The 23,011-nt window shown below is 40.2% G+C and carries 21 protein-coding genes; 12 read left to right on the top strand and 9 right to left on the bottom strand.

The genetic code is table 11. From position 1 onward, the window contains the following. The first annotated feature begins 39 nt into the window (after positions 1-39). Both IGI42_RS07050 and IGI42_RS07045 read left to right on the top strand, forming a co-directional pair. Positions 40-1,746, top strand: coding sequence for an ABC transporter ATP-binding protein (locus tag IGI42_RS07050; RefSeq protein WP_438715122.1), 1,707 nt, complete (start codon positions 40-42; stop codon positions 1,744-1,746). Beyond that, positions 1,743-2,573, top strand: a complete 831-nt coding sequence (locus IGI42_RS07045; protein ID WP_438715121.1) for an energy-coupling factor transporter transmembrane component T family protein — start codon at positions 1,743-1,745, stop codon at positions 2,571-2,573. Before IGI42_RS07050 ends, IGI42_RS07045 begins: the two co-directional genes overlap by 4 nt. 202 nt (positions 2,574-2,775) lie before the next feature. Here the strand turns inward: IGI42_RS07045 and IGI42_RS07040 are convergent, their stop codons facing one another. Further along, positions 2,776-3,222: an acyl-CoA thioesterase gene (locus tag IGI42_RS07040; RefSeq protein ID WP_438715120.1), complete on the bottom strand. Its 447-nt coding sequence runs from the start codon at positions 3,220-3,222 to the stop codon at positions 2,776-2,778. After that, positions 3,219-4,064 (bottom strand): NAD(P)H-hydrate dehydratase, encoded by an 846-nt coding sequence (locus IGI42_RS07035; RefSeq protein WP_438715119.1) that lies wholly within the window; start codon positions 4,062-4,064, stop codon positions 3,219-3,221. The genes IGI42_RS07040 and IGI42_RS07035 overlap by 4 nt, the downstream gene beginning before the upstream one ends. Positions 4,065-4,199: 135 nt before the next feature. Here IGI42_RS07035 and pepV point away from each other — a divergent pair, with 135 nt between their 5' ends. Next, positions 4,200-5,612, top strand: a complete 1,413-nt coding sequence (gene pepV, locus IGI42_RS07030; RefSeq protein ID WP_438715118.1) for a dipeptidase PepV — start codon at positions 4,200-4,202, stop codon at positions 5,610-5,612. A gap of 51 nt (positions 5,613-5,663) precedes the next feature. On the opposite strand, the gene IGI42_RS07025 is transcribed toward pepV, so the two are convergent. Further along, positions 5,664-5,996: a hypothetical protein gene (locus IGI42_RS07025; RefSeq protein ID WP_438715117.1), complete on the bottom strand. Its 333-nt coding sequence runs from the start codon at positions 5,994-5,996 to the stop codon at positions 5,664-5,666. A gap of 136 nt (positions 5,997-6,132) precedes the next feature. On the opposite strand from IGI42_RS07025, the gene IGI42_RS07020 reads away from it, so the two are divergent. The 4 genes from IGI42_RS07020 (at position 6,133) to IGI42_RS07005 (ending at position 10,746) form a co-directional block, all read left to right on the top strand. Continuing rightward, positions 6,133-6,459, top strand: a complete 327-nt coding sequence (locus tag IGI42_RS07020) for a thioredoxin family protein (protein ID WP_438715116.1) — start codon at positions 6,133-6,135, stop codon at positions 6,457-6,459. Positions 6,460-6,470: 11 nt separating this feature from the next. Continuing rightward, complete coding sequence (locus IGI42_RS07015) at positions 6,471-6,935, top strand: universal stress protein (RefSeq protein ID WP_438717023.1); 465 nt, start codon at positions 6,471-6,473, stop codon at positions 6,933-6,935. A gap of 458 nt (positions 6,936-7,393) precedes the next feature. After that, a complete protein-coding gene (gene ytpR, locus IGI42_RS07010; protein WP_438715115.1) occupies positions 7,394-8,005 on the top strand; it encodes a YtpR family tRNA-binding protein in 612 nt (203 codons plus the stop codon). A gap of 167 nt (positions 8,006-8,172) precedes the next feature. Then, positions 8,173-10,746: a YfhO family protein gene (locus IGI42_RS07005; RefSeq protein ID WP_438715114.1), complete on the top strand. Its 2,574-nt coding sequence runs from the start codon at positions 8,173-8,175 to the stop codon at positions 10,744-10,746. A 126-nt stretch (positions 10,747-10,872) separates the two neighbouring features. Here IGI42_RS07005 and IGI42_RS07000 read toward each other — a convergent pair whose 3' ends face one another. Then, the gene (locus IGI42_RS07000) at positions 10,873-12,171 is read right to left on the bottom strand and encodes a S1C family serine protease (protein WP_438715113.1); all 1,299 of its coding nucleotides are present in this window, start codon (positions 12,169-12,171) and stop codon (positions 10,873-10,875) included. A 347-nt stretch (positions 12,172-12,518) separates the two neighbouring features. On the opposite strand from IGI42_RS07000, the gene rlmH reads away from it, so the two are divergent. The 5 genes from rlmH (at position 12,519) to truA (ending at position 17,766) form a co-directional block, all read left to right on the top strand. After that, positions 12,519-12,998: a 23S rRNA (pseudouridine(1915)-N(3))-methyltransferase RlmH gene (gene rlmH / locus IGI42_RS06995; RefSeq protein ID WP_438715112.1), complete on the top strand. Its 480-nt coding sequence runs from the start codon at positions 12,519-12,521 to the stop codon at positions 12,996-12,998. A 140-nt stretch (positions 12,999-13,138) separates the two neighbouring features. Next, positions 13,139-13,657, top strand: a complete 519-nt coding sequence (locus tag IGI42_RS06990; protein ID WP_438715111.1) for a DUF1456 family protein — start codon at positions 13,139-13,141, stop codon at positions 13,655-13,657. A 1,120-nt stretch (positions 13,658-14,777) separates the two neighbouring features. Then, positions 14,778-16,109, top strand: coding sequence for a PcsB-like coiled-coil domain-containing protein (locus tag IGI42_RS06985; RefSeq protein WP_438715110.1), 1,332 nt, complete (start codon positions 14,778-14,780; stop codon positions 16,107-16,109). A 334-nt stretch (positions 16,110-16,443) separates the two neighbouring features. Continuing rightward, positions 16,444-16,953 (top strand): DinB family protein, encoded by a 510-nt coding sequence (locus IGI42_RS06980; protein WP_438715109.1) that lies wholly within the window; start codon positions 16,444-16,446, stop codon positions 16,951-16,953. 72 nt (positions 16,954-17,025) lie between these two features. Further along, a complete protein-coding gene (gene truA, locus IGI42_RS06975) occupies positions 17,026-17,766 on the top strand; it encodes a tRNA pseudouridine(38-40) synthase TruA (protein WP_438715108.1) in 741 nt (246 codons plus the stop codon). A gap of 44 nt (positions 17,767-17,810) precedes the next feature. On the opposite strand, the gene IGI42_RS06970 is transcribed toward truA, so the two are convergent. The 5 genes from IGI42_RS06970 to IGI42_RS06950 all read right to left on the bottom strand — a co-directional run bounded on the left by IGI42_RS06970 (position 17,811) and on the right by IGI42_RS06950 (position 22,833). Then, positions 17,811-18,899, bottom strand: a complete 1,089-nt coding sequence (locus tag IGI42_RS06970; protein WP_438715107.1) for a lysostaphin resistance A-like protein — start codon at positions 18,897-18,899, stop codon at positions 17,811-17,813. Between the two features lie 139 nt (positions 18,900-19,038). Beyond that, a complete protein-coding gene (locus IGI42_RS06965; RefSeq protein WP_438715106.1) occupies positions 19,039-19,392 on the bottom strand; it encodes a DUF1667 domain-containing protein in 354 nt (117 codons plus the stop codon). Continuing rightward, entirely contained in the window at positions 19,392-20,654 is a 1,263-nt protein-coding gene (locus tag IGI42_RS06960; RefSeq protein ID WP_438715105.1) for an NAD(P)/FAD-dependent oxidoreductase, read from the bottom strand. The genes IGI42_RS06965 and IGI42_RS06960 overlap by 1 nt, the downstream gene beginning before the upstream one ends. Before the next feature lies 1 nt (position 20,655). Further along, entirely contained in the window at positions 20,656-22,104 is a 1,449-nt protein-coding gene (locus IGI42_RS06955; RefSeq protein WP_438715104.1) for an NAD(P)/FAD-dependent oxidoreductase, read from the bottom strand. 159 nt (positions 22,105-22,263) lie between these two features. After that, positions 22,264-22,833 carry a glycerol-3-phosphate responsive antiterminator gene (locus IGI42_RS06950; protein WP_438717022.1) on the bottom strand — a complete coding sequence of 190 codons (570 nt, stop codon included), beginning with the start codon at positions 22,831-22,833 and terminating at the stop codon, positions 22,264-22,266. Positions 22,834-23,011: the final 178 nt, after the last annotated feature.

Genomic DNA, 23,011 nt, shown 5'->3' with positions numbered 1-23,011 from the left:
CTCGGCTTTTCTGCGTTTTATTGCCTAAGGAGAAAAAACATGACAAAACCGATGATTACATTTAAGGATTTTACTTTTCAATACCATAGTCAATCGGAACCAACCTTAAAACAGTTAAATGTCACTATCAATGAGGGCGAAAAAATCTTAGTGGTGGGTCCTTCTGGCAGTGGGAAATCTACGTTTGCGCATTGTATTAATGGGTTGATCCCGAATCAGTATGAGGGATCAATTGAAGGAGAAGTTCTAGTTGATGGCAAGAATATCGCTGGAAGTTCACTTTTTGAATTGTCCTTTAGTACAGGAACTGTTTTACAGGACACGGATGGACAATTTATTGGTTTAACAGTAGCTGAAGATATTGCCTTTGTACTGGAAAACGACGCAGTTTCTCAGTCTGAGATGAAAGAACAGGTAGCACGTTGGGCTGAGGTCGTGGACATTGATGGTCATTTGGACAAACGGCCACAGGATTTATCTGGCGGGCAAAAGCAGCGGGTGTCAATGGCGGGTGTGCTGATTAATGAAGCGCCGATTCTACTGTTTGATGAACCATTGGCTAACCTAGATCCGGCTGCTGGTAAAGAAGCGATCGCGTTGATCGATCGTTTGCACCGAGAATCAAAGGCTACGGTGGTGATTATTGAGCATCGCTTGGAAGATGTTTTGGATCAGCCTGTGGATCGCGTGATTGTTTTTAACGAAGGAGAAATTGTTGCTGATCTAGCCCCCGATGCATTGCTCCGTTCTTCTATTTTGGCAGAAAACGGCATTCGTGAACCCTTGTATGTAACTGCGATGAAATATGCAGAGGTCGACTTGGAGAGAGTCGCTAACCTAGCTAATTTGACTACACTAAGCGGCGCCAATATCAAAGAGAAAATGGTGACTTGGGAGGCGGAGCACTTTGACCTAGCTGCCTCTAAACAAGGTGAACCATTGCTAGAATTATCTGACTTGACCTATCGGTATCGCAAACAAGATCCCTTAGTAATCGATCATTTATCAACGACCATCCATAAGGGGGAACGGATTAGCATAGTTGGCAAAAATGGTGCGGGAAAATCAACCTTGTTCAAAGCGATCTGCGGCTTCATTTCCCCAGATGGCCAAATGCTGTGGAATGGCCAAGATATAACCAAAGAATCGATCAAAGAACGAGCGGACAAGATCGGCTATGTAATGCAAAACCCGAATCAAATGATTTCGAAAAAAATGATTTTTGATGAAGTTGCTTTGGGCTTAGTTTTACGAGGAGTCTCTGAAGCAGCAATCAAGGAAAGAGTAGAACACGCTTTAAAGGTTTGTGGGCTGTATCCTTTTAGAAACTGGCCAATCGCTGCTTTAAGCTATGGTCAGAAGAAACGAGTGACCATTGCCGCTATTCTAGTTTTGGAACCGGAAATGATTATTTTAGATGAACCAACGGCGGGTCAAGATTTCCGCAATTATACGGAAATGATGCGCTTTGTTGAAGAGCTGAACAAATTAGGGAAAACGGTCGTAATGATTACTCACGATATGCATCTAATGCTGGAGTATACGGATCGGGCGTTAGTTATTGGTAAAGGGAATGTATTGATGGATACTACACCGATCGATGTGTTAACTTCACACGAACTGGTTGAACAGTCTTCATTAAAGGAAACTAGCTTATTTACCTTTGCGGAAAAAATCGGCTTGGATGATCCCATTGCGTTTACCCGTAAATTTATTCACTATGATCGGGAGGTGCGTCAAGGATGAACGAACATCAAACGTTAGGGTATCATCCCGATAATACGGTGATCCATCGCTTAAATGCGACCGCCAAGTTAGTTTTCTTATTGCTGGTTTCAATCGCTTGTATGACCACGTACGATACGCGGTATCTGCTAGTCATTAGCATCTTCTCGCTGTTTTTGTTTAAATTAGCCAATATTAAGTGGCACCAAATTTCCTTTGTCATGAAGTTCATTTTCTTCTTCTCTGTCTTGAACTTACTGGCTGTTTATATTTTTGAACCAGAATATGGCGTTCAACTATACGGCAGCCGTCATGTCATTTTAGAAGGTATCGGTCGCTTCACGTTAACTCAAGAGCAGCTTTTCTATTTGTTCAATTTAGTATTGAAATATTTCTGTACGATTCCGTTGGCGTTAGTTTTCTTATTGACTACGAATCCTAGTTCTTTTGCGGCCAGTTTGAACAAGATCGGTTTAAGCTACAAGATCAGCTATGCGGTTTCTTTAGCTCTGCGATATATCCCAGACATTCAAGAGGATTTCTTTAGTATCTCCCAAGCCCAGCAAGCACGGGGCTTCGAAATGTCGAAAAAAGGCAAGCTGACTCAGCGATTAAGAGGAACTGCTCAGATCGTCCTACCGTTGATTTTTTCTAGTTTGGATCGGATTGAAACGATTAGTACCGCAATGGAATTACGACGTTTTGGTCAAAAGAAAAAGCGAACCTGGTATGTCGATCAGCCGTTTTTGGGAAAAGATTATGTATTGATGCTAAGCAGCATAGCATTGTTTGTGGTAAGTTTGCTGTTGTTTAAAGTAAATGGCGGCAGGTTTTATAATCCGTTTTAAAATGAACCTGAAAGTTCAGCTCTGAAAAATAATCCGGATAATTCGAAAATAGCTTCTCATATTTTTCTGACTATCCGGCTCATTTCCAAAAGAGCTGCTTCAGTTACACCGGTGATGCGGTTTTCAGTGGCTGTGCCGTTTTTATGTCACAGCCACAGTTTTCTACTAACTACTAATAGGTACTAAAAAACAGATGAAACGCCTATTTAGCGTCTTCATCTGTTTTTGTCGTGTAGTAGGACATAAATAATTCATGTAAGTCGGGATGCTGCCGTTTTAATTGAATCAAGCGATTGGTTTCGCTGGACATAAAGCAATGCTCGCTGGTTCCGGTAGTAGCGATAGCACCGGTGGCCTGATTGATAAGTTGATACTCAAAGTTTAGGCGTGTACCGGTGTAATTACTAATAGTAGGATGGATAATAATTTCATCACCAAAACGGACCATTTCTTTATACGTGCTGCTGACAGCTAGAACGGGAACCATTACACCAATTTCTTCGATTTTTTCAAAGGGATAACCTAAAAATTCCAACAGATCCACTCGGGCTTCTTCAAACCAGCGGATGTAATTCGAGTGGTGAATAATCCCCATTTTGTCCGTTTCGTAATAAAAAGGTTTCCGAATATACCCTGGATAACGTTTCATGATTCTTTCCTTTCGTTTAGCGCATATTTTTTCATGTAGCGGGGAATCTCGCTGCTGATGGCTGTTGGTAACACGACATAGCGCTCCGCTGCGAGATCGTCACCGATTTTACTATGGAGATAGGCTGCGGCGCCGATAGTCTCGCTGCTGCCGCCGAATTGAGCGACAAACCCAGCGATCATTCCGGCTAACGTATCGCCCATACCGCCAGTAGCCATCGCTGCATTGCCGACTGTATTACGCCAGATAGTTTTCCCGTCATAGATTTCTGTCCGGTGGCTTTTTAGAACAATGGTAGCCCCTAGCTCTTTTTGCTTTTCTTGATTGTTTTCAAGTGTTTGATTCGCTATTTCAAGACCGCTTAGTCGTTGCCATTCCATTTGATGTGGTGTGAAAACAACTTTTTCTGGATAGTTCAAAGTCAGTTTATGGTTAGCAAATGAGGTAATCGCAGAACCATCAATGATGAACCATTGGTGTTTTTGCTGGGCCTTTAGGAGCTGTTTTAAGACCGATAAGAGTGTAACGCTTAGGCCAAAACCGGGGCCAATCAAGACGACATCCGCACTTTTTACTAAGTTAGTTACTAACTCAATATCGGAAAAATCAGCTACCATTGCTTCTGGCAAGCGAGCGTGCAGCGGTGCGTGGTTTTTTTCAAGTGTAACCACGGTAGTTAATCCGGCACCGCTGTTAACACAAGCTTCAGCACTCATCAGAATAGCTCCGCCGTATTGGTTGTTGCCGCCTAGTAAAATAGCCCGTCCGAATGTTCCTTTATGTGAGTTGTCAGGACGGCGCGTAATTACGTCAGTTAAAATGTCTTCGGTTAGATGGTTCAAATAGCTCACCTGCTTTGGTTTTTCTTCTATTATAAAACAACATGAGTCATCTGTGTTAAATAGTCGATTCATTTTGTTTTCAATTTTTAGTCAGAGTGCTATCATAAATAGTATAAACAAGGAGGATGAACGGCCATGACCATCGATTGGAAAAAAGAAGTTACAGCACGAAAAGACGACTTGTTAAAGGATTTAAATGACTTATTACGTATAAATAGTGAGCGTGATGATAGTCAAGCGACCAAAGAAGCTCCTTTTGGTCCAGGTCCAAAGGAAGCCTTAGAAAAAATGTTAGCCATTGCTGAACGTGACGGATTTGCCACAAAGAACGTTGACAATTATGCTGGACACATTGACTTTGGTGAAGGAGACGAGACATTAGGTATTTTTGGACACTTAGACGTAGTACCTGCTGGTGAAGGGTGGGACACTGATCCTTACGAACCAGTTGTGAAGGATGGAAAACTATATGCTCGCGGATCTAGTGATGACAAAGGACCCACTGTTGCAGCTTATTATGCAATGAAAATGATTAAAGAATTGGATCTGCCGGTATCTAAAAAAATCCGCTTCGTTATCGGAACCGATGAAGAAAGCGGCTGGGCCGATATGGATTACTATTTTGAACACGAAGAAAAACCAGACTTTGGTTTCTCACCAGATGCTGAATTCCCGATGATTAACGGGGAAAAAGGAAATGTTACCTTCATTCCTCATTTTGGCGGAACCAATGGTGTTGATTATGTATTAAGCAGCTTCAACGCTGGCTTGCGTGCCAATATGGTACCTGGAAACGCGAAAGCAGTTGTTCAAACACCAGATGAAGCAGCAGCGCAATCTTTGGCCAATGACTTTGCGGATTATGTAGAAAACAATCCGATTGGCGGAACAGCTGAAGTGAACGGCAACGAAGTAACCTTGGAGCTTGTAGGGAAAGCCGCTCACGGTGCCAGCCCACAATCAGGAACCAACGCTGGAACTTTCTTGGCAGTCTTTTTGAACAACTACGAATTTGACGGCGCAGCCAGAGCCTTCATTGACTATTCTGCTACTTACATTCACGAAGATGTTTATGGCAAAAAACTTGGTGTGGCTTACGAAGATGAAGTCATGGGTGAATTAACCATGAATGCTGGGGTATTCCAATTTGAAAACGGCCAAGACGAAGGCAATCAAATCGTCCTGAACTTCCGTTATCCGAAAGGAATTACTGCGGAAGAAATTGAAAAAGCCTTAACGGAGCTGTTCGCTGATAATGCTAAAGTTGTTTTAGATGGTCATCATATGCTTCCTCATTATGTGCCAATGGATGATGAGCTGGTTTCAACCTTAATGAACGTATTTGAAGAGCATACTGGTCTTAAAGGTGAAGAAAAAGTCATCGGTGGTGGAACATTTGGACGCTTATTGGAACGTGGAGTCGCTTATGGGGCACAGTTCCCAGGTTATACTGATACTATGCACCAAGCAAATGAATATATGCCTGTTGAAGATATTCTTAGAGCCACTGCAATTTATGCGGATGCTATCTATCGCTTAGCAAAATAAAAAAAAGACTACGAAAATTCTTTAAAAAGATTTTCGTAGTCTTTTTACATTTTACATAGCTAGACGATCAATCGTCAGGACTGAACCAGTTTTGACATCTGCTAAGAATTCATAAGCAACCAGCTTTCCATCCTCTAACCGAGTAATCCCGCCTTCAACGCCATTCATACGGATGGCAAATTTTCTTAATGGTTTTGTTTCGAAAGAAATCCATGAGCCTTCAATCGGTCCTTCTTCTAGAAAGGACTTTTTAATCTGATTTAGGATTTCATCTGGTGATAAATTTTGCTTTTTCTGATACAAATGACTTCCAGCAATACCCCCAACTAATCCGATCGCTGAACCTATGACTATTCCTCGTGAGAAATCTGTTAGCTTGCTCATATGTGTAACCTCCTTAACGTACATTTCCAGTCAATTTTAACATAGATTCTTGAAAAAGGTCTGAATAAATGACAAAATACTTTCTTTCGCAAAACAATTGGAAACGTGTATAATTAAAGTAACTAAAGAAAAGGTCGTGACGCAAATGATTATTCCAAAAAGTATTGAGGAACTAGCAGGCTATGCCGAAAGAGGAAAAAATGTCTTCTTTTTTACTGCAGATTGGTGTGGTGATTGCAGCTTTATTAAACCGCAAATGCCAGAGATTGAGACGGCATTTCCTCAATTTCAATTCATTTTGGTTGATCGAGATAAGTACATAGATGTAGCAGCTGAATGGAATATTTTTGGGATTCCTAGTTTTGTAGTAATTAATGATGGAGAAGAATTAGGTCGTCTAGTGAATAAAAATCGTAAAACAAAAGAGGAGATTATAGGCTTTTTAGAAAAAGTAGAAGGGTAGTGTGTAAAATGATAACACAAAATTATCAACGTATCTTAGTAGGAACTGATGGAAGTGAGCAAGCGATGGAAGCCTTTAAAAAAGCATTAGCGGTAGCTAAGCGTAACAATGGAAAAGTCTATGTGGCTCACGTGTTAGACAATCAAGCTTATAATATCATGGGATATTCTTCTTTAAATGAGAATATTGTTGAGCAACAGACGGCAGACGCAAAGCAGTTGATCACCGACTATCGCAAACAAGCTAAAGAATTGGGTTATGAAGAGGTAGAAGGAATATTAGCGTATGGATCTGCTAAAGAAGCGATGGCTCATAAACTTCCTGAGAAATATGCTATTGATTTGATTATGGTAGGGCAATCTGGTTTGAATGCAGTAGAGCGATTCATGACGGGGAGTGTTGCTAGTTACATTATTAAAGAAGCACCTTGTGATGTGTTAATTGTCCATCCAAGTAAAGAAAAAGCTGGTAACTAGCCAGCTTTTCTTTTTGCCAGTTCCTCTTTTCGCAGTTTATTAAAATTAGTTCGCCAGATTATCAAGCTTTAACTAATAGTGGATCAGAAATGTTTAGGGGAATGGTATGCGTAGGAAGATCAAGTCATTTTTTGGTTCACAAAAAATGACTCCCAATATCGTGAGTTAGCTGCCAGTTCTGTTTTCCCAGTTTATTAAAAAAATTAGTTCGCCAGATTATCAAGCTTTAACTAATAGTGGATCAGAAATGTTTAGGGGAATGGTATGCGCACGAAGATCAAGTCATTTTTTGCGGTTCACAAAAAATGCCCCCCACAATATCGTGAGTTAGCTGCCAGTTCTGTTTTCGCAGTTTATAAGGAAATGACTGTTAAATAAATTTTATACTATGAAAAAAATCTCATGCATTTTTTTGCATTTTTTGTTAAGATACCTAAGGATTAAAGGGAGGTCACAGCATGATTTTTGCTTACAATAAACAAACCATTGGTGATACTTTACTTGTTATTGTTGCCAATGATGAGAACAAAGAAAATCAATCAGAACGTAAAAAGAATGTCGCACGGATTAAAACTGAGGATGGCAAAACCGTTGCTTGGAATTTCTTTGATGTTTCACAGTATGTAACAATCGAAGGAAATGGCCAAGTAGCATTAAGTGACGAGGATATTGAAGTGCTGAATAAGCAATTAGAAATAGCAGGATTCGAAGAACGTTTGGTACCGGACCATGAGCCTAAAATCGTGGTAGGATATGTCAAAACCTGCGTAGACCATCCAGATTCGGATCATTTGCATATTACAGAAACTGAAGTAGACAATGGTGAAGTGTTGCAAATTGTTTGTGGTGCTAGCAATATTACAGCCGGACAAAAAGTCGTTGTAGCAAAACCAGGCGCCATGATGCCAGATGGGTTGATGATTTGGCCAGGCAAGCTGCGGGGTGTAGAAAGTTATGGCATGATTTGTTCAGCCAAGGAATTGCATTTACCAAATGCACCAGAGAAGAAAGGTATTTTAGTTTTAGACGATGATGCAGTTGTCGGTAAAGCATTTTCAGTTGGAAAATAGAAAGTAGCTGGATGAGGGATATTTATTGCCCTTAATTCAGCTACTTTTTTTTGAAGAACTTTTTGTAACAAATCAGCCGTAAGTCTTTTGACAGAAATTCAGATAATCGCTATCCTTGGTAAGAAGAAAGTAAAATTTCAGAAAAATTTTGTATCAAGGAGGGTGAAATGACAACTAAAAAAGTTCTACGTGGACTAGGAAGCTTTTTTGTACCATTCAGTATCATGCTTTTAATCTGGTATTCGCTAGCGATTGCTCCATTTGGTAACAACAATTTATTAGTTAGTGACATCGGCACACAGTATCTAGAGTTCATGAGTTTATTTAAACGTTTTTTCGATGAAGGAATTAGTTTATATTCCTTTTCTAATGGGATTGGTGGTTCGATTGAAGCGCTGAGTGGTTATTATTTAATTAGTCCTTATAATTTGATTTGTCTTTTTTTTAAAGATGAAAATCTTCCAATTGCCCTGATTTGGATCATCACAGCTAAGATTGCTACAATGGGTAGCACAATGTATTTTTATTTAGGTAAGCACTTTAAACAGATCCGTTTTTCAACTATTATTTTTTCGACTTCCTATAGTTTATGCGGCTTTGTAGTAGCTTATAGTTTAAACTTCATGTGGTTGGACGCCTTGATTTTACTGCCATTAGTTACATTAGGGTTAGAGAAACTGTGGCGTAAAGAAACCGGTTCTTTATATGGTATTACTTTGTTTGCGACAATTGGTACTAATTACTATTTAGGATATATGGTCTGCTTATATGCAGTGATCTATAGTATTTATCTTTATTGGCTGGCGAACCCTACTAGAGATGCTTGGCGACTAAAAATATTATGGCAAGAATGGCGTAAATTTTTGATTGTTTCCTTTTTAGCAGGAATTGCAACGAGCTTTATTTTACTACCGTCTTTAGTAGGGATGCTACGAACTGCCAAAACTAATTTCGATCCTCAAAGCTTTGTTTTGGCACCACGTTTTGCTTTCTCAGCATTTGGCGAATTGGGAATTGGTACCTATCAGTTTGAGGCACGGTTGCAACATCTGCCAACTATGTATTCTGGTATTTTGATGATCTTGTTATTTATCAGTTATTTCTTCTGTCAACGAATTAGTATACGTGAGAGAAGAGGTACCATAGTATTAATGTTGGCGCTGTTTCTATCCTTTATTATTCAGCTAGTTAATACAGTCTGGCATATGTTTCAAAGTCCTGCGGGGTTTCCGTATCGGAATGTGTTTATTTTCAGCTTTTTAATTATTCGGTTTGCTTATGCTGCGTGGCTTCAATTGCTGGAACATTCAAATACGGGTGTAATTATTAGAAGATCAGCTTTTTTATTTAGTATTGTACTGTTAGTGGCTCAGGCAAGCTTGAATATGGAAAAGAGCTTAACAGGTCAATGGTTTATCAAAAATGAACTACCCAAGAATTTCACGTATCTTTGGTACAGTATCGCTTTGATTTGGACATACACTGTATTGATTTATTTCCTACAAAAAAGAAATTATCGTTGGTTGCTAGTTCTGATAGCTGGGATTACGTTCTGTGAGTTGGGATTTAATTATCAGCAAGCGCTAAAGGCAGTACCTTTTGGTAGCCAAAAGAACTTTGCTGAATTTTATGATAATCAGAGTGCGCTGATTGATGAGCTTAATGCTTCACCAACTTTATGGCGAATTAACGAAAAAACTGATCAGAAAAGTTCTGGTTTTTCAATTGCTTACAATAGCTATAATGACTCGTTCCTATATAATTTTGCAGATATATCTAGCTATACATCAACTTTGGAAAAAGACGTATTGGATACTTTAGTCGATTTAGGAATTTATTCTCGGAATGTTCGTCGCTTTACTTATGTGGATGAAAACTCAGTGTTAAACCTACTGTTAAATGTTCGTTATTCGATTAAACCACAAGCTATACCGAATCATGTTCTCTTAAAAGAAGCACATGGTATGTATGTATATGAAAACCCTGAAGCATTAGGTATGGGACTGCTCATCGAAAATGATCAAGTGAGACTAAAAAAAGGTAAAGTAATTGAGAATCAAGAAAATATTTTACAATCATTGAAAAAACAAGAAAAGCATTACTTCCAACCGGCAAAAACCGAACCTAGTACAAATTCAAATACACTAAAACTTCAAACCAGTGAAACGGGTGAATTATTTATGTATTTACCTAAAGTTCAATGGAAGAATGTCGATCAATTATTGATTAACGGTAAAAAACACAGCGCAGCAATTGGAATTCAGACCAACCAATTATTTAACTTAGGACATTTCAACGCTGGTGAAACAGTGAAGGTAGAATTAAAAGGTACGAAAGAATTTAACTTCGAGCAAGCAGAGATTGCAACGCTTGAAGATGCAACCTTTAATCAGTTGTTGATAGATAAAAATACTTTAGCTATTGATTTAAAGAGTTACCGTGATGATCAGTTATATGGTGAAGTTACTGTGGATAAGGATAGTCAATCTTTGTACTTATCTATCCCTTATGACAATGCCTGGCAAGTCTATATCGATCAAGAAAAAGTACCAACTCAAAAAGTTTTTGGCAGTTTCTTATCGGTTCGAGTACCAAAAGGTAAGCACCAATTGAGGCTAGTCTATCAACCACAGTCTACAGTTGTTGGTGGAACTGTATCGATCGTAGTCATGATTGGCGTTATCGGGTATTACGTGATTTACAAACCGATAAAGAATAAAAAAGGCAAAGCATCCGACTAAAAGGGTGTTTTGCCTTTTTTTAGGGTCTAATTTTCAGTATAAACTAGCACGAAAAAATGACTGTGACGTTTTACGTCACAGTCACTAAAAACCGCATAATCGGAGCTGAACACTTCTATCACAAGACTATTCAGCTTGTTGTGTGTTGCTGTTGGATTGCTGTAAAGAACTTGCATCTAGTGATAATTCTACATCTACAGTATGTTCTTGATCTTCGCGATAGTAAGTAATTTTTACTGTATCTCCAACTTTATGTTTGTATAACGCAGATTGTAATTCAACACCAGTTGTTACTTCAGTGTCGTCAATTTTAGTAATAACATCATATTGCTGTAAACCAGCACGTTCTGCAGGCGTTGCTGTTTCAACTCTTGCTACAACAACACCTTGTGTTACTGAGCTAGGTACTTTCAAAATTTGCTCTTGCTGTTGGCTTGTTAAGTCAGACAAGTTACGCATAGAGATACCTAGTGCAGGACGGGTTACTTGACCGTTACTTTCTAGCTGGTTGATAACGTTCACTACGTCGTTACTTGGAATTGCAAAGCCAATCCCTTCCACACTCACATTAGATTGTGTCTGAACAATTTTACTAGAGTTGATACCAATTACTTGGCCAGCAATATTCACCAACGGACCACCAGAGTTACCAGGATTAATCGCTGCATCTGTTTGAATAGCATTAATATTTACCGATTGTCCTTCACTTGTTTGACTAACTACTTGACGACCAAGGGATGAAATGATCCCAGCAGTTACGGAGTTAGCATATTGTGAACCAAGTGGAGAACCTAAAGCAATCGCCGGTTCACCAGCCTTCAAACTATCAGAATCACCAAAAGTTGCAGGTGTAATATCTGCTACCTTATCTGATTCAATTCTTAAAACTGCAAGGTCAGTATATGTATCTGTACCAACCAATTCAGCTGTAACTCTCGTTCCATCTGTTAAAAGCACTTCTAAGCCGCTTTGTCCTTCTACTACATGGTTGTTTGTGACAACATAAGCTGTATTGCCTTCACGTTTGTAGATAACGCCAGAACCTTCAGAAGCTTCGACCAAACTACCATCTGTACCGCTCTCTTCTTGTGAGCTGTCACTTCCGCCACCGAAAATATCGGACCAGCTTCCTAAGCCACTTTGTTGTTGCTGTCTCTGTAAATTAACGACTGATACGACTGCTCCTTGAACTTTATCTACTGCTTCAGTGATGTCAGAGTTGGCATCCACTTTCATATTACTCACTTGTGTTTCACCTGCGCTTGGTGATCCGCTGGCTGATTGGCTTGATCCAGCACTAGTTGCTGCATAATAAACACCAAAAACTAAGCCCGCACCTACTATGCCGCCTAACACTCCAACCGCAAATCGTTTAACAAAACTATTCGATTTTTTAGGAGTGGGTTTCATATTGTTTCTTTCCATCATTATTCCTCCATCTTAACTTGAATTTACGTTATATTAAGTATAGTATTTTTATCTAAGGTTAGTCTACTATGCTGTTTTGACTTTTTTATGAAGAAGTTGAGTAATTATTTTTTTAAAAGTGAAAAAACATTGATATTTTTTCCACAGAACCCAAGAAAAAATCGGGGATAACTATGTATAAAACTTTCTAAATGTTATCCACAGCCTTGTGGATAAAGGGGATAACTTTCGATGAAACATATGTTTGTAATTAGAAATATTGCTAAAACAAGCTTTTTACACACAATTTTTGTGGATAAACCTGTGATTAATGTGGATAACTAAGTGGAAAAGAGGGGGAGAAAATGAATATCAAAATTATTACTGTGGGAAAACTTAAGGAAAAGTACTTGGTTCAAGGAATTGCGGAATATACTAAACGTTTGTCAAAGTATGCCAAGATGACAGCTATAGAAGTCCCAGATGAAAAAGCTCCTGAAAAACTAAGCGAAGCCGAAATGGTACAAGTGAAGCAAAAAGAAGGGGAACGCATCTTGGCGAAAATCAAGGAGGGCGAATATGTCTTTGCATTAGCGATTGAAGGAAAAAATCCTACTAGCGAAGAATTTGCCGCTCAATTGGAGCGATTACAAGTGTCTGGTAACAGTCAATTTGTGTTTGTGATTGGTGGGTCTCTGGGATTAAGCAATGAAGTCATGCAACGAAGCAATGCTCAGATTTCCTTTGGGAGGATGACCTACCCACACCAGCTGATGCGCTTGATTTTGGTAGAGCAAATTTACCGGGCGTTTCGGATAAATAAGGGGGAACCTTATCATAAGTGATGCGGTTCTAAAAATTGTAGATTAGGACTTGTTTACAATACCCTTTTGAAATTTGAGAAATAATATCAACGTCTGATATGATAGGGAGAGAATATCTTACGTTGCATTGAAAGAATCGATTGAAAATAAGGAGAAAATTGATGAATAATAATGACCGATTACTACGCTTGAGATATGCGATAGATATCAAGGACACCGATCTTATTAAAGCTTTTGATTTAGGTGGAATCCCGATTACTAAGGATGAGTTGCGAGAAATATTAACCAAAACAGGTCCTTCTGCTCATGATGAAGATAACACTTACTTAAAACCGATCGACAACCTAGAGTTAGATGCATTTTTAAATGGCTTTATCATTCTCAAACGCGGCCCAAAAAAAGATAAGCCAGCAGAAACAACGCAGCCTAAAAACAATGAGGTTAAATATATCAATAATATTTTATTGAAAAAACTGAAGATTGCTTTATTTCTGACTAGTGATGACATGTTAGCAATTCTCGCAGAAGCAGAAGTTTATCCTTCAAAAGGAGAAATGGGCGCTATTTTGCGAAAAGAAGGACATCGAAACTTTAAACCTTGTGGCGATAACTATGCACGAAACTTTTTAAAGGGTTTGGGTTTAGTTTACCGCAAGGAAGAGAATACTAAAATGCGCTAATATTTTTAGCAGGTCTAGCTATATTTGTATGCGATCATTCAGATTACCAAAGTACTTATCGCAATACCGCATCAACTTTAGTTGGATATCATGACATTTACTTTATGGTGAGCATTATTTTTATCCTACAGTTAAATAAAAAAATAGTAGACGGTATGTCAAGATGAACAGCTTCTTGTCATACCGTCTACTTATTACAATAGAAAGATCACATAAAAATCTTTGAACCCAAAGTCTATGAACGCAATTGTTGCAAGGACTGCCAAATTAAGATCAATGTTTATTGGATGTCTGTATCAGGATCGCTTTTTAACAACGGATGATTTAATTGGTCGACTTATGTTCCTATTTCAACGGCAGTAGTTTAAACTATTTCGGTTAAGTGAAGAAAATGACTTTTTTTTGTCCTTTGCTGGATTTTTTTTAATATATCCGTGATTGATTAAGGCATTTATTGCTCAGGTGAAGGTGCTTTGATCTAATTTGACTAGGTCAGAAAAATCACTTTGAGTAATACCAAGATTTGCGTAAAGTTTCAAGGGATAGAAGTGATTGTTTACATTGATATGTGGGAAAGTTAGTTGCTTGTTTAAGTGACTGGTGATTTCGTGATTTAAAAGTGCCAGTTGTTGGATGTATCCAGTGTTTATCAGTATTTTGTAAGATGATCCAACGTTGAATGCAATCATTACTTCTTAATACGTCTTATTCATGAAATATCTCTTCTAAGTCCACAACGAGTTGTAAACGTTCTGCCGGTTTTCCTAAATACTTTCACTGAGGTTTTTTTCTAAGATTACTTTTGAGCAGCCAATAAAGGATTTAATTTCAAACGGCAATGACCATTATCTAGTATGTACTATCGTTAATAATGTTTAATCGTAGCTTAAGTATTAACGGTGTTTTTCTATTGAGAGGGTTAGACGTTTGAGGCACCAAGTCATTTTAACTTGTGGATTGAGTAAAAGTTAACGGCAGGTCCATTATTACAAAGAATGCAATGATGAAATATATTTGTAATGTTTCTTTTATATGGGTGATACATCTCTATGGTAAAATTGCTACTGTTGTTATACCTATATATTTTATAAAATCAGAGCGATAACCGGAGGAATAATTAGTGAAAAAGAGTTTATTATCAGCAGTACTGGTATGTGCGGTAACATTATCCGCAGCACCAAATGTTGCTTTAGCCGATAACTATGATCAACAGATCCAAGAAAAAGACCAAAAGATTAGTGAATTACAAGGGAAACAATCAGGTGTTCAATCACAAATTGATGAGTTAGCAGCTGAGATTGCAACTGTTAGCGCACAAGTGAAAGACTTGGAAGCAAAACAAGAACAATTAAACCAAGATACAATGCAATTACAAGATAAAATTGCAACCTTGAAGGTTCGTATTGCAAAACGTGAAGCTCTTATTGAAGAACAAGCCCGTGACGCACAAGTAAAAGGTCAAGCTACTAACTACGTAAATGCTGTATTAGAAGCTGAGTCTTTATCTGATGTAGTAGGTCGTGTCCAAGCAATGAATACGATGGTTCAAGCAAACAAAACATTAATGGAACAACAAAAAGAAGACAAGCAAGCAGTAGAAGCAAAAGTGAAAGAAAATGAACAAAAGGTTGCGGAACTTGTCGAAAACCAAAAAGAATTAGAAACACAAAAAAATTCAATTGCTAACAAACAAGCTGATTTGAATGTTCTAAAAGCGAATTACGCAGCTGAACAAGCAACAGCTGAACAAGATAAAGCTAAATTGAAAGAACAACAAGAAGCAGCGAAAGCTGAACAAGCACGTATCTTGAAAGAACAACAAGAAGCAGAACAAGCTCGTCAAGCTGAAGAAAAACGTCAAGCTGAAGAAGCAGCAAAAGCTCAAAAAGCTTTTGAAGAATCTCAAGCAAAAGCGGCAGCACAACAAGCCACTGAATCAGCTAGTGCAACCGAAGAAAGTGTAGCTACACCTACTCAGCCAGTGGTTGAGGCACCTGTTGATACAAATTCAACACCAGATACAAATCAAAATAATTCAACACCTGCACCAACACCAACACCAGTTGCAACACCTAGCACTGGTAACAAGGTGAACCATACTGGATCAGGCAACATGTATTCACCTGGCCAATGTACTTGGTATGTGAAATCAGTTGCTCCATGGGCTGGTACTTACTGGGGAAATGGTTGTCAATGGGGAGCATCAGCCGCAGCTGATGGATTCCAAGTAGACGGCTCTCCTGCAGCTGGTTCAATCGTAGTCTTTGCACAAGGCCAATCAGTTGGTACTTGGAATGCAGACGGTGCTTATGGACATGTAGCTTACGTACAATCTTATGATGCTGGTAGCAATACAATCACTATCACTCAAGGTGGAATGGGCTTCTCAACACCAATGGGACCAAATACTGCTACTTTAAGTGCTTCAGGTTTAACTTATATTCATCCATAAAAACAATTACTAAAGCCTTCGAATTCTTCGGAGGCTTTTTTTGCTAGTGCAACTTTTCGCAGTTTGCTAAGTTAGAAAGTAAGAATTAGATTCGTGGCATTTAGTTGGAAGCGTACGAGAATAAAACTTATTCTTCCTGCACTTGAAAAAATGAATCCTTCGTAAAGGGTCAGCTGCCTCAAAATATTTCAACTTGATGACAAAAAGAACATCCTGAAGTATTTTCCATTTGGAAAAAATCCCTTTGTTGATAAAAATTTGCTGATAAGTGGCAGCTATAGTAAAGTGAATGGGTAGACAATTGTATTTTTCTAACAAGAAGGAGGAATTTACTATGAAATTCACCCAATTATCCATCGATACGTTAAAAAGAGCCCAAGAGCGTTTGGAAGAAACGCTGGATCAGATGAGTGTCGAAGAAGCTAATACGATGCCGGCACCTTTGATCAAATCAGTAACTTGGCTGATTTGGCATACGGCCCGCGAGCTGGATTTGCAAATTTCCGATTTGAACAAAACAGAACCCTTGTGGCTGACAGACGGCTGGAGTGGCCGCTTTGCTTTGGATTTGCCAGATGATACCGAAGATTGGCACCACACGCCAGAAGAGGCGGGAAAAGTTGTAGTTACGCACAAAGATATACTGACCGACTACTTAGCTGCCTGCGTAAATCTTACAGTAACCTATTTAGAAGCAGTGGCGGAAGAAAGTATGATGGACATTGTAGATGATCAATGGACACCACCGGTTACCCGACAAGTACGAATTGCCTCTGTGATTGACGATGCCGTGATGCACTCGGGACAGGCAGTTTATACAAGAAGAATGGTGATCGGGAAATAGAGTGAAGACTCACCACCGAAAGATGATAAATTAAAAAACTATTTCAAAACATAGAGGAGCAAATTACAGCAAATGAGAAATATTAAACTGACCATCGAATACGATGGCAAGCGCTACCTGGGCTGGCAACGGCTGGGAGATTCAGATAAGACGATTCAAGGGAAAATTGAGAAGGTTATCAAGCTAATGACCGGAGAAACTATTGAAATCATCGGCTCGGGCAGGACAGATGGCGGCACTCATGCCAGAGGTCAAGTGGCCAATTTCAAGACCACCAGCGAAATGTCCTTAGCTGAAATGCTGGCTTTTTTCAATCGCTATTTACCCCAGGATATTGTGGTTAAAAAGGTGGAGGACGCAGCCGAACGTTTCCATGCTCGCTACAACGCCACCGGAAAACAGTACAGCTATTATGTTTGGAATGCTGAGATTCCTTCAGCTTTTCAGCGTGCGTACAGCTTTTATTATCCGCAGCAGCTGGACCTGGATCGGATGGAGGAAGCCTGCAGCAAACTGATTGGCAAGCATGACTTTATCGGGTTTTCGGCTCTTAAAAAATCAAAAAAGTCAACCGTGCGTACGATTGAAAGCATCAGTATTGAACAAGAAGGCGACCTGCTGCACTTTACTTTTGTGGGAGATGGTTTCCTGCATAAAATGGTGCGTATTATTGTAGGAACCTTGCTGGAAATCGGGGCTGGAGAGATGGACGTCTCGGTGATTGATGAAATATTTGAGAACAAAGTTCGGGAACACGCTGGCGAGACGGTTCCAGCACAGGGCCTGTTCCTGGATGAAGTGTATTATCGTTAATAACAGAAAAAAGATGCCCACGTGAAGTCACGCAGGCATCTTTTTTAACGTAGAGTTGGTTGTGGAACAACGGTGTTTTCTTGTTCACCCGATGACTCTAGAGTTGCATCAGCCGCTCGTTCTTCTGGCGTAGGATTTAAGTTTCTGCGGTTTCTGAAGAATTTTGTTAAAGTCGGCCAAACATAGATGATTGTCAGCAAAATTGCCATCAAAGCAACATCGGGCCAGCCGATACTGTAGCCTGACATGGATTCCCCGGTGAAATCACCGCTGAAAATCAGCGACAAATTATTATTTAAATAGTGGATCACCACAGCGATCCAAATATTGTCGGTTTTCATGTAGACAAAACCAATGAAAATACCCATGGTGATACAAACTACGATTTGATTGGTTACCGAAATCAATCCGTCGGCCGGTGAAGTATAGAAAAAGAAATTCAGCGGCAAATGCCAAATTCCCCAGCCGATCCCCAATAGTAGAACCCCTTTGATCATACCAAACTTTTTCTGTAAAATTGGCTGCAGGAAGTAGCGCCAGCCATATTCTTCACCTAAGTAAGGGGTGAAAACTAAAAAGTAATTTGCCAAAGTGACAAACAGCATTAGCCACGTTTGACCCTGCGAAAAGTTCTCAACTAACGCTGAGAAAGTACCTCCAAGGACAGCGCTGCTTGTCATCAATAAGGTATATAATGCAGCGAATAGAAGAATTAAGCCAAAGGTCAGCTTCCAATTTTTTCCCCGTAAACCAAAGGCAGCTCTACGGTCTTTTTTCGTGACAAAAAAGGCGATCCACAATGCGATAGTACCAACAATCATCACCCAATTTCCGATCATCACTAAACTATCTCCGACAATAAACAATCCCGACAGACTAAGCGCCATCATAATCACTGTCTGAATCAGATAAATCAGGAAAAAAGCTGTCGGAATCAGCTTTTTATGTTGACTGCTGGTTAGCAAAGCAATCATGGCTCCAGCGGCCGGATAATACATATGCGTCAGCGAAAATAGATTCAGGTCTTTATCATTACTATAGCCGTACCACATAAACAGCCCCATAATCACCGGTAAGCCAAATGCAATAGTCAGGAAAATCTTTAACTGTCTGTTCTCGATGCGTGTGTCCATGTTACTCACTCCTTTTTGATTTCTTACTAAAATTTTAGCGGATGTGAGCGGTCTATAGCTGGTTTTGTCTTAAATGACTTGAATTTTGACCTGAACAGAAAAAAGGAGATACATCCTTAACAGACGTATCTCCTTAACATCAACTTGCTTGTACACTGCTGGTAACAACGACATTGACTCCGGTGTCCAGCAGATTTTCAATGGCAACATCGCCGGTCTTAACCGGTGCCTTCAAGCGAACCTGATTGATCTCTTTCATCGCATCTCGCACGAACTGTTTGGGAATTCCGTCAGCGGTTTTCACCGAGCAGCGGACAGATTCGCCGTTTCTGACTACTACAGTAGAAGTTACCACCCGAACAGGATTAGTCGCTTCGGCTTTTCCGTATTTGACACCTTTGTTGCAGCTGTAGCCGGTCACTGCGTAATCGTTGTCTTCATCCACAGTTAGATGACAGCCTTTAGGGCACATAATGCAAATAAAATTTTTCATTACTTTACAACCTCCTCAATTGAGATTTCAATTTCGCCATTTTTGACTTTATCCATGACTTTTTTCGAGAGCTTCATTTTTTCCATCTCACCAGGAACGATGTAGCTTTTCTTCTGTTTGGCGATGACTTCTCCTTGCGAGGTGACGGTGATTTGACTTTCATCAAACACTTTGTTTACCCGGAAGAAGACTTCCACCCGTTTATCGACATTTTCTTGCCGAATTTTTTGGGGTACGACATAGGTTACGTAATTGCCGTTTTTAATTGTCAAGAAATCATCTTGCTCCAGTTCTTGCTGCTGCAGGATGTAGTCAGCTGCGGCAGTTCCGGCGCGGGTACTTTCGGCTGTTACGAAATCGACTAAGTCATGAACGTGAACCACATTGCCACAGGCAAAAATACCCGGAATTGAGGTTTCCATATTTTCATAAACAAAAGCGCCATTAGTCCGGCGATCTAGTTCAATCCCAGCACTGCGGCTAAGCTCGTTTTCCGGCACCAAACCGACAGAAAGCAAGACAGTGTCACATTCAAAGGTTTGTTCTGTACCTGGGATCGGCTGGCGTTTTTCATCAACTTCAGAAACGACAACTTCTTCTACCCGGGTTTTCCCGCGAACTTCGGTAATAGTATGAGAAAGCAACAATGGAATATCATAGTCGTCTAGACATTGAACGATATTTCTCGTCAATCCACCAGAATAAGGCATTACTTCCACACAGGCCAATACTTCAGCACCTTCTAATACCATTCGGCGTGCCATAATCAAACCGATATCACCGGAGCCTAAAATCACCACTTTTTTACCTACCATGTAGCCTTCCATATTCACATAACGCTGAGCAGTTCCAGCGGTGAAGACACCGGCCGGTCGACTGCCGGGGATTCCGATAGCCCCACGAGTCCGCTCGCGACAGCCCATGGCAAAAACAATCGCTTTGCCTTTTAGAATCTGATAACCTTGTTCTTTGTTGACAATATGGACTTCTTTTTCTTCTGTAACATCTAAAACCATCGTGTCCAAATAAACTTTGATAGTGGTGTCTTTCACCATTTCGATAAAACGTCCGGCGTATTCTGGTCCGGTTAATTCTTCTTTAAAATAATGCAGGCCGAAGCCATTGTGGATACATTGATTCAAAATCCCGCCCATTTGGTGATCCCGTTCAATAATCAAGATGTCTTCAACACCTGCTTTATAAGCCGCCATGGCTGCTGCAAGGCCAGCCGGTCCGCCGCCAATCACGATCAAATCATGCATGTTAGATTCCTCCCTTAGTAGCTTCTGCCAAAATATAACTGCCTTCGCGATCCTGTAAAATATCCAGTGGCGACACGCCTAATTCCTCGGATAAAATTTCCACTACCCGTGGGCCACAAAAGCCGCCCTGACAGCGTCCCATCCCAGCATTACATCTGCGCTTAATTCCATCCAGGGAAGCGTTAGGAATAGGAGAATGCACGGCAGCTTTAATTTCACCTTCCGTGATGGTTTCACAGCGGCAAATCACTCGGCCGTAGCTAGGATCTTTTTTGATCAATTCATTTTTTTCTTCAATACTCAGCTCTTGGAAAGTAATTTTTTCCCGAGTCTCGATTGTGTCTTCCTTTTTAGTAAATTTCTGTCCTGCTGATTTCTCCAGCAGCTCAACACCATGAAGCGCAATAGCTGGTGCTGAGGTCAATCCTGGTGACTTGATGCCAGCTAGATCTATAAAACCTGGCGCTGCTTCTTGAATCACAAAATCGTGATTGCTGTTGTTAGCCCGCACACCAGAGAAGTTGCGGATGGATTGACGCAAATTAAGATCAGGCACAGATTTTGCTGCCAGCTCAGCGACTTCTTTTAATCCATCGGGTGTATTACCAATATCCAGACCTGTATCCAGATCAGATTTCAAAACAGCGTGAGAGTTCGGTCCGACAATTAGATTACCGTGGACGGTTGGGCTGATTAATACTCCTTTACCAGCGCTAGAAGGACATTGGAAAATCGTGTGATGAACTACATTGCCTTCTGATTTATCCAACAAATAGTATTCCCCACGCTTCGGTGTAATCTCAAAGTTTGGTTCAGCCACCATGTTGTGGATGTCATCTGAATGAACCCCGGCAGCGTTAAAAACGTATTTGGTTTGGTAAACGCCTTGATTGGTTTCGATCTCATAGCCATCGGTGATTTTGGTGATATTAGCCACGCGATTGTTAAGGGCGATTTCCACGCCGTTTTTCACCGCTGTTTCTGCTAAGGCTAAGCAAAATTCCCACGGATTGACGATCGCCGAACTTGGGGCATGTAGTGCGCCGACTGCTTCGTCTGAAAGGTTTGGTTCCATTGTGGCTAGCTCTTCTTTGTTCAATAGCGCTAAATCAGGTACATTGTTTTGCACGCCACGGTCGTACAGGCTTTTAATGGTGGCTAAGTCTTCTTCAGAAAAGGCGACAACTAATGAACCTACCTGATTGTAGTGAACGTCCAGCTTCTCGCACAGTTCCTTAGCGTAGGCTGCGCCTTCCACATTTAACTTCGCCATCAGGCTACCGGGTGTCGGGTCAAAGCCGGCGTGCAAAATCGCACTGTTAGCTTTGGTTGCTCCTTCGCTGACATCGTTTTCGGCTTCTAAGACTAGGGTTTTTAGTTGATATTTGCTTAATTCATAGGCAGTTGCGGCTCCAACAATTCCGCAACCGATGATAATTACATCGTACATAAAGGTTCCTCCTCGTATCAATCTGACAAACTAGGGCACAAAAAAAGAGTATAGTGAACAGACGCCAATGTTTGTTGACGTTTGCTGCTATACTCTTTTGGTCTCTAGCACATGTTTAGTTAACTGTATTATAACACCTTTGTAAGCGCCTAACAATGACTAAATGGACCAAACTTCTTCTTTTGTGGTAGATACTGCTAAACTGCCGGCTCCCAAAGCCCCCATGACGTCTTCTTTGTCACGAATCAAGCCGCCAACAATCAAAGGTTTCCGGGATTGCTTAATCAGGTCCTTGATGATTTTGGGCGAAACACTAGGCAGCACCTCCACTATATCTGCCTCGGTATGGTTTAATTGGCGCTCAACATTTTCTAAAGCCGAAGAGTCCAGCAGGAAAAAACGCTGGATCGCCAGCAAGTGGTGCCTTTTCGCATGACGAACAATCGCAGATTTGGTAGAAATAATGCCGTCAAAGGAAGTGCAAGTCTTGATATAATCAATCGCCGTTTCATCTGAGGACAGTCCTTTAACCAAATCAGCATGCAAAATGGCGATTTTACCGCTTTTTTTTATTTTCTCCGACAGCTCGGCCAGCTGCATGAGATGGGATTGCAGAACAAAAACAACCTCCACGTCGGTCAGCAGCGCCTTGGCTAGCTCAGCTTCACTTTTAACAGCAGCAATCACTGGTGCCAGCTCTAATTTTTCATACAAGTCATGGGTATTCATAATCAACACTCGCTTTTTTCCCTAAGTATTTGTGATCTCATCTAATTTTATCATAGATTGATAATAGGAAAGAGCGGAGTTTTTGTTAAGGCAAAATCTTGCAATCGACAACTATATGAAAATTAGATTAAAAATCTCGGACAATTTTTCCTTCTATTATAGTATAATCGTACTAACA

This window comes from Enterococcus sp. AZ109, from assembly GCF_051714625.1.
In the GTDB taxonomy this organism is placed as follows: domain Bacteria; phylum Bacillota; class Bacilli; order Lactobacillales; family Enterococcaceae; genus Enterococcus_A.
The sequence above is the reverse complement of the archived record's forward strand: the minus strand, read 5'-3'. Positions and strand labels throughout refer to the sequence as shown.

What these genes read in the sequence shown, in the direction of transcription:
- IGI42_RS07040 (WP_438715120.1), bottom strand. Translation starts at nt 3,222, where the DNA reads ATGAAACGTTATCCAGGGTATATTCGGAAACCTTTTTATTACGAAACG.
- IGI42_RS07005 (WP_438715114.1), top strand. Translation starts at nt 8,173, where the DNA reads ATGACAACTAAAAAAGTTCTACGTGGACTAGGAAGCTTTTTTGTACCA.
- IGI42_RS07000 (WP_438715113.1), bottom strand. Translation starts at nt 12,171, where the DNA reads ATGGAAAGAAACAATATGAAACCCACTCCTAAAAAATCGAATAGTTTT.
- IGI42_RS06970 (WP_438715107.1), bottom strand. Translation starts at nt 18,899, where the DNA reads ATGGACACACGCATCGAGAACAGACAGTTAAAGATTTTCCTGACTATT.
- IGI42_RS06960 (WP_438715105.1), bottom strand. Translation starts at nt 20,654, where the DNA reads ATGCATGATTTGATCGTGATTGGCGGCGGACCGGCTGGCCTTGCAGCA.
- ytpR (WP_438715115.1), top strand. Translation starts at nt 7,394, where the DNA reads ATGATTTTTGCTTACAATAAACAAACCATTGGTGATACTTTACTTGTT.
- truA (WP_438715108.1), top strand. Translation starts at nt 17,026, where the DNA reads ATGAGAAATATTAAACTGACCATCGAATACGATGGCAAGCGCTACCTG.
- IGI42_RS07025 (WP_438715117.1), bottom strand. Translation starts at nt 5,996, where the DNA reads ATGAGCAAGCTAACAGATTTCTCACGAGGAATAGTCATAGGTTCAGCG.
- IGI42_RS07045 (WP_438715121.1), top strand. Translation starts at nt 1,743, where the DNA reads ATGAACGAACATCAAACGTTAGGGTATCATCCCGATAATACGGTGATC.
- rlmH (WP_438715112.1), top strand. Translation starts at nt 12,519, where the DNA reads ATGAATATCAAAATTATTACTGTGGGAAAACTTAAGGAAAAGTACTTG.
- IGI42_RS06955 (WP_438715104.1), bottom strand. Translation starts at nt 22,104, where the DNA reads ATGTACGATGTAATTATCATCGGTTGCGGAATTGTTGGAGCCGCAACT.
- IGI42_RS06980 (WP_438715109.1), top strand. Translation starts at nt 16,444, where the DNA reads ATGAAATTCACCCAATTATCCATCGATACGTTAAAAAGAGCCCAAGAG.
- pepV (WP_438715118.1), top strand. Translation starts at nt 4,200, where the DNA reads ATGACCATCGATTGGAAAAAAGAAGTTACAGCACGAAAAGACGACTTG.
- IGI42_RS06965 (WP_438715106.1), bottom strand. Translation starts at nt 19,392, where the DNA reads ATGAAAAATTTTATTTGCATTATGTGCCCTAAAGGCTGTCATCTAACT.
- IGI42_RS06950 (WP_438717022.1), bottom strand. Translation starts at nt 22,833, where the DNA reads ATGAATACCCATGACTTGTATGAAAAATTAGAGCTGGCACCAGTGATT.
- IGI42_RS07050 (WP_438715122.1), top strand. Translation starts at nt 40, where the DNA reads ATGACAAAACCGATGATTACATTTAAGGATTTTACTTTTCAATACCAT.
- IGI42_RS06990 (WP_438715111.1), top strand. Translation starts at nt 13,139, where the DNA reads ATGAATAATAATGACCGATTACTACGCTTGAGATATGCGATAGATATC.